At 61.9% G+C, this 8,995-nt stretch carries 7 protein-coding genes and 1 pseudogene; all 8 read left to right on the forward strand.

What is annotated here, in order from left to right; genetic code table 11:
- Positions 1-314: 314 nt before the first annotated feature.
- Positions 315-1,319, forward strand: a complete 1,005-nt coding sequence (locus IQK56_RS21000; RefSeq protein WP_193864259.1) for a ligase-associated DNA damage response exonuclease — start codon at positions 315-317, stop codon at positions 1,317-1,319.
- Positions 1,316-2,950 carry an ATP-dependent DNA ligase gene (locus IQK56_RS21005; RefSeq protein ID WP_193864260.1) on the forward strand — a complete coding sequence of 545 codons (1,635 nt, stop codon included), beginning with the start codon at positions 1,316-1,318 and terminating at the stop codon, positions 2,948-2,950. The genes IQK56_RS21000 and IQK56_RS21005 overlap by 4 nt, the downstream gene beginning before the upstream one ends.
- Positions 2,951-3,173: 223 nt before the next feature.
- Positions 3,174-3,953 (forward strand): transporter substrate-binding domain-containing protein, encoded by a 780-nt coding sequence (locus IQK56_RS21010; protein ID WP_032891615.1) that lies wholly within the window; start codon positions 3,174-3,176, stop codon positions 3,951-3,953.
- A gap of 58 nt (positions 3,954-4,011) precedes the next feature.
- Positions 4,012-4,739 (forward strand): annotated as a pseudogene (locus tag IQK56_RS21015) (ABC transporter permease).
- The gene (locus IQK56_RS21020) at positions 4,736-5,446 is read left to right on the forward strand and encodes an ABC transporter permease (RefSeq protein ID WP_193864261.1); all 711 of its coding nucleotides are present in this window, start codon (positions 4,736-4,738) and stop codon (positions 5,444-5,446) included. The pseudogene IQK56_RS21015 and the gene IQK56_RS21020 overlap by 4 nt, the downstream one beginning before the upstream one ends.
- 9 nt (positions 5,447-5,455) lie before the next feature.
- Positions 5,456-6,574, forward strand: coding sequence for a succinylglutamate desuccinylase/aspartoacylase family protein (locus IQK56_RS21025; RefSeq protein WP_150761124.1), 1,119 nt, complete (start codon positions 5,456-5,458; stop codon positions 6,572-6,574).
- A gap of 13 nt (positions 6,575-6,587) precedes the next feature.
- Positions 6,588-7,352, forward strand: a complete 765-nt coding sequence (locus IQK56_RS21030; protein WP_099583336.1) for an ABC transporter ATP-binding protein — start codon at positions 6,588-6,590, stop codon at positions 7,350-7,352.
- A gap of 58 nt (positions 7,353-7,410) precedes the next feature.
- Positions 7,411-8,995: DEAD/DEAH box helicase (locus IQK56_RS21035; protein WP_193864262.1), on the forward strand; the 1,585-nt coding region annotated here is incomplete at its 3' end.

The following is an 8,995-nucleotide window of genomic DNA, read 5'->3' on the forward strand; positions in this document are numbered from 1 at the left end:
TTTTGGGCTCTTCCAAAAAGTGAGCCGCTGTAAAAGCGGAACCCTAGGTGGCCGTTACCTAAACAACGGATATGTACTCAGACCCATCGCCATCGGGGGCAAGTCGAATCGTCGCACCGCCCCTCCCACACTCAAACCGCGTGAAGCCGACTTATTGAGCCGCAGATTTCGTAGGCGCGCCCAGTTTGCTGCGCGACAGCGCTACGTCGAAGAGGTAGTGGGGCCTCCCACATTTTGGCTCTCTACATTTAGATAGAACTTCTCCAGGCTCATTCTCCTCCTACTCATAAGCCCATCGCCCCCGGCACGCTTCCATGGACCTTGTCATCGCCCGTCCCGAAGGTCTCTACTGCCCCTTTGGCGATTTCTACATAGACCCCTGGCGCCCGGTAGAACGCGCCGTCATCACCCACGCCCACGGCGACCATGCCCGCACCGGCAATCAGCATTATCTGGCCGCCGCACCCGGCGAAGGTATCCTGCGCTCGCGCCTGGGCCAGGACATCAACCTGCAAACCCTGGCCTATGGCGAGAAACTGCTGCACCACGGTGTGACCTTGAGTTTCCATCCGGCCGGGCATGTACTCGGTTCAGCCCAGGTGCGCCTCGAATACCAGGGTGAAGTCTGGGTGGCGTCCGGCGATTACAAAGTCGAGCCCGATGGCACCTGTGCGCCCTTCGAACCGGTGCGTTGCCACACCTTTATCACCGAATCCACCTTTGGCCTGCCGATCTACCGCTGGCAGCCCCAGGCGCAGATTTTTGCCGGGATCAACGACTGGTGGCAGGCCAATATCGCCGCCGGCAAGGCCAGCGTGCTGTACTGCTATTCCTTCGGCAAAGCCCAGCGCATCCTGCATGGCATCGACGCCAGCATCGGCCCGATCCTCACCCACGGTGCGGTCGAACCGCTGAACCGGGTGTACCGCGAGGCCGGCATCTATATCCCCGACACGCTCTACGCCGGGGACTTCACCAAGACCGACCCACTGCTGCGCCAAGCCTTGATCATCGCACCGCCCTCCGCCGGTGGCAGCAGTTGGATCAAGCGCTTCGGCGACTACAGCGACGCGTTCGCCAGCGGCTGGATGCGCCTGCGCGGCACGCGGCGGCGGCGCGGAGTGGACCGAGGCTTTGTACTGTCGGACCACGCCGATTGGCCGGGCTTGTTGTGGGCCATCGAACAAACCGGCGCAGAACGGGTGATGGTGACCCACGGTTCTGTCGGCGTATTGGTACGCCACCTGCAGGAAAAAGGCCTGGATGCCCAGGGTTTCACCACCGAATACGGTGATGACGAAGAAGAGGCCAGCGCATGAGGGCATTCGCCGAGCTGTACGCCAACCTCGACGCCACCACCTCCAGCAACGCCAAGCTCGCGGCCCTGCAAGCCTACTTCTTGCAAGCACCGCCCGAGGATGCGGCATGGGCGGTGTATTTCCTGTCCGGCGGACGCCCTCGGCAGTTGGTGCCGACGCGCCTGCTGCGAGACATGGCCACCGAAGCGTCCGGCATCGAGCCGTGGCTGTTCGAAGAAAGCTACCAGTCGGTGGGTGACCTGGCCGAGACGATTTCCCTGCTGTTACCGGAATCGACCTACACCTCAGAAGACGGCCTGGCCGTGTGGCTGGAAGACAAACTCCTGCCCCTGCGCGGCCTCTCGCCCCTGGACTTGGCCGAGCGCCTCCCGGCTTTATGGGCACAGTTGGATCAACCGAGCCTGATGGTGTGCATCAAATTGATCACCGGCAGCTTTCGCGTTGGCGTGTCAAAACTGTTGGTCACTCGTGCCCTCGCGGCCATGGCCGGGCTGGACAGTAAGCGCGTGGCCCAGCGGCTGGTGGGCTACACCGATCTATCCAATCGCCCTACACCCCAAGGCTACCTCAAGCTGATCGCCGCCGAATCGTCCGACGAACATGCACAACGAGGCGGACAGCCGTATCCGTTTTTTCTCGCTCACGGGTTGTCGCAGCCAGTGGAGCAATTCGATGCCCTGCTCGGCTCTCCAGCGGACTGGCAGGTGGAGTGGAAGTGGGACGGCATTCGTGCGCAGTTGGTCAAGCGTGACGGGCGCCTGTGGATCTGGTCCCGCGGCGAAGAATTGGTGACTGACCGGTTTGCCGAACTCCACAGCCTGGTGAGTGGCCTGCCCGATGGCACGGTGATCGACGGCGAAATCGTCGTGTGGAAAGACTCAGTGCAACCCTTCGCCCTGCTCCAACAACGTATCGGCCGCAAGACCCTGAGTAAAAAGGTCCTGGAGGATGCGCCGGTCGCAGTCCTGGCCTACGACCTGCTGGAACACGAGGGCGATGACTGGCGCAACCACACCCAGGCCGAACGCCGTGCACAGCTGGAGCAGGTGATTGCCCAGTGCAATCAACCTGTGTTGCAGCCCTCACCGCTGCTGACGGGTGCAACCTGGCAAGACCTTGCGCAACAACGTGAAGCCTCCCGCAGCCTCGGCGTCGAAGGCATGATGCTCAAGAATCGCCAGGGCCTGTACGGCGTGGGCCGCACCAAGGACATGGGCCTGTGGTGGAAGTGGAAAGTCGACCCGTTCAGCGTCGACGCCGTGTTGATCTACGCCCAGCGCGGGCATGGCCGGCGCGCCAGCTTATACAGCGACTACACCTTTGCCGTGTGGGACGGCCCGCCCGGCACCGAGCGCACGCTAGTGCCGTTTGCCAAGGCGTATTCCGGGCTGACCGACGAGGAAATGCGCAAGGTCGACGCGATTGTGCGCAAGACCACGGTGGAGAAATTCGGCCCGGTCAGCAGCGTGACGCCCAGCATGGTGTTCGAGCTGGGGTTTGAAGGGATTGCCCTGTCCAAGCGCCATAAGAGCGGGATTGCCGTGCGGTTTCCCAGGATGTTGCGTTGGCGGCAGGACAAGGCGGTGGAAGAAGCCGACAACCTGGCCACCCTGCAGGACCTCCTGACCTGACATAAACCCCCTCTTTGAATTTCCTTTCGACCCGAAATGGTGCGCTCATTTTCCCGCGCCCACTTTCGGGCATCTCCTACACTGAAGATTCGCTATTCCCACCTTTTAAAACGCTCATTCGGAACTATGGTGCAGAAATTGCTACTTGTGATCCGTCTGACACCGTTCAGTAACAGTCCTAAACGCGCCACAAGCGCTTATCTTGGTTTCCAGGGATTACATAATGAAAAAAGCATTGCTGACCCTTTCTGCACTGGCTCTGTGCATGGCCGCCGGTACCGCGCTGGCCAAGGAATACAAGGAATTGCGTTTTGGTGTCGATCCGTCCTACGCGCCATTCGAATCCAAAGCTGCCGACGGCAGCCTGGTGGGCTTCGATATCGACCTGGGCAATGCCATCTGTGCTGAGCTGAAGGTCAAGTGCAAATGGGTCGAAAGTGACTTCGACGGCATGATCCCAGGCCTGAAGGCCAACAAGTTCGACGGCGTGATCTCGTCCATGACCGTGACCCCGGTGCGTGAAAAGGCCATCGACTTCTCCAACGAGCTGTTCTCCGGCCCCACCTCGCTGGTGTTCAAGAAAGGCGCTGGCTTTTCGACACCTGAGTCCCTCAAGGGCAAGTCCGTGGGCTATGAGCAAGGCACCATCCAGGAAGCCTACGCCAAGGCTGTGCTGGACAAGGCCGGTGTGACCACCAAGGCCTACGCCAACCAGGACCAGGTTTATGCTGACCTGACGTCCGGCCGTCTCGATGCATCCGTGCAGGACATGCTGCAAGCCGAACTGGGCTTCCTGAAGTCGCCAGCCGGTGCCGGCTACGAAGTCAGCGCGGCCATTGACGACCCATTGCTGCCGTCGAAAACCGCGATCGGTATCAAAAAAGGTAACACTGAACTCAAGGCACTTTTGGATAAAGGTATCAAAGCGTTACACGATGATGGCACCTACGCCACTATCCAGAAGAAACACTTTGGCGATCTGAACCTGTACAGCGGCAAGTAATGCCCGGGGCGCCCCTCCACTGGAGGGGGCGCTTTTTTATCGCCATAGGTCCTGATTTATGTTCGAAGATCTGTTGCAAACCCTCGGGCTGAGCGCGTTCAGCTTGAAGGGTTTCGGCCCGCTGTTGCTGCAGGGCACCTGGATGACCCTCAAGTTGTCGGTGCTGTCCCTGGCCGTCAGCGTGTTGCTCGGCCTGCTCGGCGCCAGCGCCAAACTCTCCAGCCTGCCCTTCCTGCGCATTCCCGCCCAGCTCTACACCACCTTGATCCGTGGCGTGCCTGACCTGGTGCTGATGCTGCTGATTTTCTACAGCCTGCAAACCTGGCTTACCGGCCTGACCGACTTTATGGAATGGGAGTACATCGAGATCGACCCATTCAGCGCCGGGGTGATCACCCTGGGCTTTATCTACGGTGCCTACTTCACCGAGACCTTTCGCGGCGCGATTCTCGCCGTGCCCCGTGGCCAGTTGGAAGCTGCCACCGCCTATGGGCTCAAGCGCGGCCAGCGGTTTCGCTACGTGACCTTCCCGCAATGATGCGTTTTGCCCTGCCTGGTATCGGCAATAACTGGATGGTGATGCTCAAGGCCACTGCGCTGGTGTCGATCATTGGCTTGGCGGACCTGGTCAAAGCGGCCCAGGACGCGGGCAAAAGCACTTACCAGTTGTTCTATTTCCTGGTGCTGGCCGCGCTGATCTACCTGGCGATCACCAGCGCCTCCAACTTTGTCCTGCGCCGTCTTGAACGTCGCTACTCCGCAGGCTCCCGGGAGGCAGTGCGATGATCGAACTCTTGCAGGAATACTGGCGCCCGTTCCTTTACAGCGACGGCCAGCACATCACCGGCCTGGCCATGACGATGTGGTTGCTCAGCGCCGCATTGGTGATCGGGTTCCTGGTGTCGATCCCACTGTCCATCGCCCGTGTATCGCGCAAGCGCTGGGTGCGTTGGCCGGTGCAGTTCTACACCTACCTGTTTCGCGGTACGCCGCTCTATATCCAGTTGCTGATCTGTTACACCGGCATCTACAGCATCGCCGCCGTACGTGCCCAACCGGTGCTGGATGCGTTTTTCCGCGATGCAATGAACTGCACCATCCTGGCCTTCGCCCTCAACACCTGCGCCTACACCACGGAGATTTTCGCCGGGTCGATCCGCAGCATGGCCCACGGTGAAGTCGAGGCGGCCAAGGCCTACGGCCTCAGCGGCTGGAAGCTCTACGCCTATGTGATCATGCCGTCCGCACTGCGCCGCTCGTTGCCGTACTACAGCAACGAAGTGATCCTGATGCTGCACTCGACCACCGTGGCGTTTACCGCGACGATCCCGGACATCCTCAAAGTCGCTCGGGATGCCAACTCGGCGACCTTCATGACTTTTCAATCGTTCGGCATTGCTGCGCTGATCTACCTCACCGTGACCTTTGCCCTGGTCGGCCTGTTTCGGCTGGCGGAACGTCGCTGGCTGGCCTTTCTCGGGCCGAGCCATTAAGGAGCCTTCATGCGTCATCAGCGACATGAACTGATTGCGCCGGTGCCGGGCACGGCGCGGCAGATCCACAGTTTCCACTTCGGCCCGCAGCAGGCCGCAGGCAAGGTCTACATCCAGGCCTCGCTGCATGCCGATGAACTTCCCGGCATGCTGGTGGCCTGGCACCTGAAGGTGCGCCTCGCCGAATTGGCGGCGGCCGGACGGCTGTTGAGCGAGATCGTAGTGGTGCCCATCGCCAACCCGGTGGGTCTGGAACAGGTGTTGATGGATATCCCTCTGGGCCGCTACGAGCTGGAAAGCGGGCAGAACTTCAATCGCCTGTTTGTCGACCTCAGTGAAGAGGTGGGTAACCAGGTCGAGGCGCTGCTCGGGGATGATCCGCAAAACAATGTCGAGCTGATTCGCGCCGCATTGAGCAGCGCCCTCGCCGGGCAAACCGCCGCAACCCAATTGCAGTCTCAACGGCTGGTGCTGCAACGCCTGGCGTGCGACGCCGACATGGTGCTGGACCTGCATTGCGATTTCGAAGCCGTGGCGCACCTGTACACCACGCCTGAGGCCTGGCCGCAGGTGGAGCCGTTGGCGCGTTATCTAGGCTCGGAAGCCAATTTACTGGCCACCGACTCTGGCGGGCAGTCGTTCGATGAGTGTTTCACCCTGGTCTGGTGGCAGTTGCAGCAACGATTTGCCGAACGCTTCCCGATTCCCATGGGCAGCTTTTCGGTGACGGTCGAACTGCGCGGTCAGGGCGACGTCAACCACGGCCTGGCGGGCCTCGATTGCCAGGCGATCATCGACTACCTGATTCACTTCGGCGCGATCAGTGGCGAAGCGGCGCCCTTGCCCGACCTGCCCTGCCCGGCCACCCCACTGGCTGGCGTCGAACCCGTTGCGACGCCCGTGGGCGGCCTGCTGGTGTTCAGTGCCCTGCCCGGTGAGTACCTGGAAGCCGGGCAACTGATTGCTGAAATCATCGACCCCATTACCGACCGCGTAACGCCCGTGCACTGCCATCACGCAGGCCTGCTTTACGCCCGTTCGCTGCGCCGCATGGCCACTGCCGGGATGGTCATCGCCCATGTCGCCGGCTCAGAGGCCTACCGCAGCGGCTACCTACTTTCGCCTTGAGGATGCACGCCCCATGTACAAATTGACCGTTGAAGGCCTGCATAAAAGCTATGGCGACAATGAGGTGCTCAAAGGTGTCTCGCTGAAGGCCAGGACCGGTGACGTGATCAGCCTGATCGGCGCCAGCGGCTCGGGCAAAAGCACCTTTTTGCGCTGCATCAACTTCCTGGAAACCCCCAACGACGGCGCCATGACCCTCGACGGCAAGCCGATCCGCATGGTCAGCGACCGCCACGGCATGCGCGTGGCCGACGACGCCGAATTGCAGCGCCTGCGCACGCGGCTGGCGATGGTGTTCCAGCACTTCAACCTGTGGAGCCACATGAGCGTGCTGGAAAACATCACTATGGCCCCGCGCCGGGTGTTGGGCTGCAGCAAAAAGGACGCCGAGGACCGTGCCCGTCGCTACCTGGACAAGGTCGGCCTGCCAGCGCGGGTGGCCGATCAGTACCCGGCATTTCTCTCCGGTGGCCAGCAGCAACGGGTGGCCATCGCCCGCGCATTGGCCATGGAGCCGGAGGTGATGCTGTTTGACGAACCCACCTCGGCGCTCGACCCGGAGCTGGTGGGCGAAGTGTTGAAGGTGATCCAGGGCCTGGCCGAGGAAGGCCGCACCATGATCATGGTCACCCACGAGATGAGCTTTGCGCGCAAGGTGTCGAGCCAGGTACTGTTCCTGCACAAGGGCCTGGTCGAAGAACAAGGCGCGCCTGAGGATGTGTTGGGCAATCCGAAGAGCGAGCGGCTGCAGCAATTCCTGAGTGGCAATTTGAAGTAAACCTTTGCGGTGCCTGGAGGGTCTGTGGGAAGAGACCTTCCAGAGCGTCAGCCGCCGCATGGCAAAACCCCACGACTTCGCCAAGACATGGTTTGCCGCCAAGGGCTGGAAGCCGTTCGACTTCCAGAAAGCGGTTTGGCAAGCAGTCAAGCAAGGCCAGTCAGGGCTGCTGCACGCCAGCACTGGCGCGGGTAAAACCTACGCACTGTGGTTTGCCGCCCTCAATCGCTTCGCTATCACCAGACCGCCTGCCACGGGCAAACGCAAACCGCCTGCCGAGCCGCTGACGGTGCTGTGGATCACGCCGATGCGTGCGCTGGCCGCCGACACGGCTCGCGCCCTTGAAGCGCCGCTGGCGACCTTGCAGATTCCGTGGAGCGTCGGCCTGCGCACGGGCGATACCAGCAGCAGCGAGCGCGCCCGGCAAACCCGGCGCCAACCCACCGTACTGATCACCACCCCGGAAAGCCTGACCCTGATGCTCGCCCGCGCCGACAGTGAGACAAGCCTGGCGCACCTGCGCATGGTGGTGGTGGATGAATGGCATGAGTTGATCGGCAACAAGCGCGGCGTACAGCTGCAATTGGCGTTGGCGCGGCTGCGGCGCTGGCACCCTGACCTGATGGTGTGGGGGATTTCGGCGACCCTGGGTAATCAGCCCCACGCGCTGGAGGTATTGGTCCCACAGGGCGGCGGAATCAATGTGCAAGGGCAAACGGCCAAACAGCTGAAAGTCGACACCTTGTTGCCACTGGTTACCGAGCGTTTCCCGTGGGCCGGGCATATCGGTTTGAAGATGTTGCCGCAGGTGGTCGCCGAGGTGGAGGCCAGCAGCAGTTGCCTGGTGTTTACCAATACGCGGGCGCAGTCGGAAATCTGGTACCAGGCCTTACTGGAGGCGCGGCCGGAGTGGGCCGGGGTAATTGCCTTGCACCATGGTTCGTTGTCTCGGGAAACCCGCGATTGGGTAGAACGCGCCCTGAAAGACGGGCAGCTCAAGGCGGTGGTCTGCACCTCCAGCCTGGACCTGGGGGTGGATTTTTTGCCGGTGGAGCGGGTGTTGCAGATCGGCTCAGCCAAGGGCATCGCCCGCCTGATGCAACGTGCCGGGCGCTCCGGCCATGCGCCGGGGCGGCCATCGAGGGTGACGCTGGTGCCGACCCATAGCCTTGAACTGGTCGAGGCGGCGGCGGCCCAGGATGCAATTGCAGCGCGGCGCATCGAGGCCCGCGAATCACCCTGCAAACCGCTGGATGTACTCGTACAACACGTGGTGAGCATGGCCCTGGGCGGCGGCTTTACGCCGGATGCATTGCTGGCGGAAGTGCGCGGTGCCTGGGCGTATCACCACCTTACGGACGCGGATTGGGCCTGGGCGCTGGGGTTTGTGCGCCATGGCGGGCTGTCGCTCACCGCTTATCCGGATTACCGCCGGGTGGAGCCTGACGAACAGGGCATCTGGCGCGTGCCCGACGCCCGCTTGGCGCGCCGCCATCGCATGAGTGTGGGCACCATTGTCAGCGACGCGAGTATCCAGTTGAAATTCTGGAGCAAGGGCGGCGGCGGCAAGAATCTGGGCAGTGTCGAGGAAGGTTTTATCGCACGGCTCAAGCCTGGGGATGGGTTTCTGTTTGCCGGGCGCC

This window comes from Pseudomonas cyclaminis (assembly GCF_015163715.1).
Classification (GTDB): Bacteria; Pseudomonadota; Gammaproteobacteria; order Pseudomonadales; family Pseudomonadaceae; genus Aquipseudomonas; species Aquipseudomonas cyclaminis.

Excerpts from the sequence above, each read along its gene's own strand:
- IQK56_RS21000 (WP_193864259.1), top strand. The coding sequence starts at position 315 with ATGGACCTTGTCATCGCCCGTCCCGAAGGTCTCTACTGCCCCTTTGGC.
- IQK56_RS21005 (WP_193864260.1), top strand. The coding sequence starts at position 1,316 with ATGAGGGCATTCGCCGAGCTGTACGCCAACCTCGACGCCACCACCTCC.
- IQK56_RS21020 (WP_193864261.1), top strand. The coding sequence starts at position 4,736 with ATGATCGAACTCTTGCAGGAATACTGGCGCCCGTTCCTTTACAGCGAC.
- IQK56_RS21010 (WP_032891615.1), top strand. The coding sequence starts at position 3,174 with ATGAAAAAAGCATTGCTGACCCTTTCTGCACTGGCTCTGTGCATGGCC.
- IQK56_RS21030 (WP_099583336.1), top strand. The coding sequence starts at position 6,588 with ATGTACAAATTGACCGTTGAAGGCCTGCATAAAAGCTATGGCGACAAT.
- IQK56_RS21025 (WP_150761124.1), top strand. The coding sequence starts at position 5,456 with ATGCGTCATCAGCGACATGAACTGATTGCGCCGGTGCCGGGCACGGCG.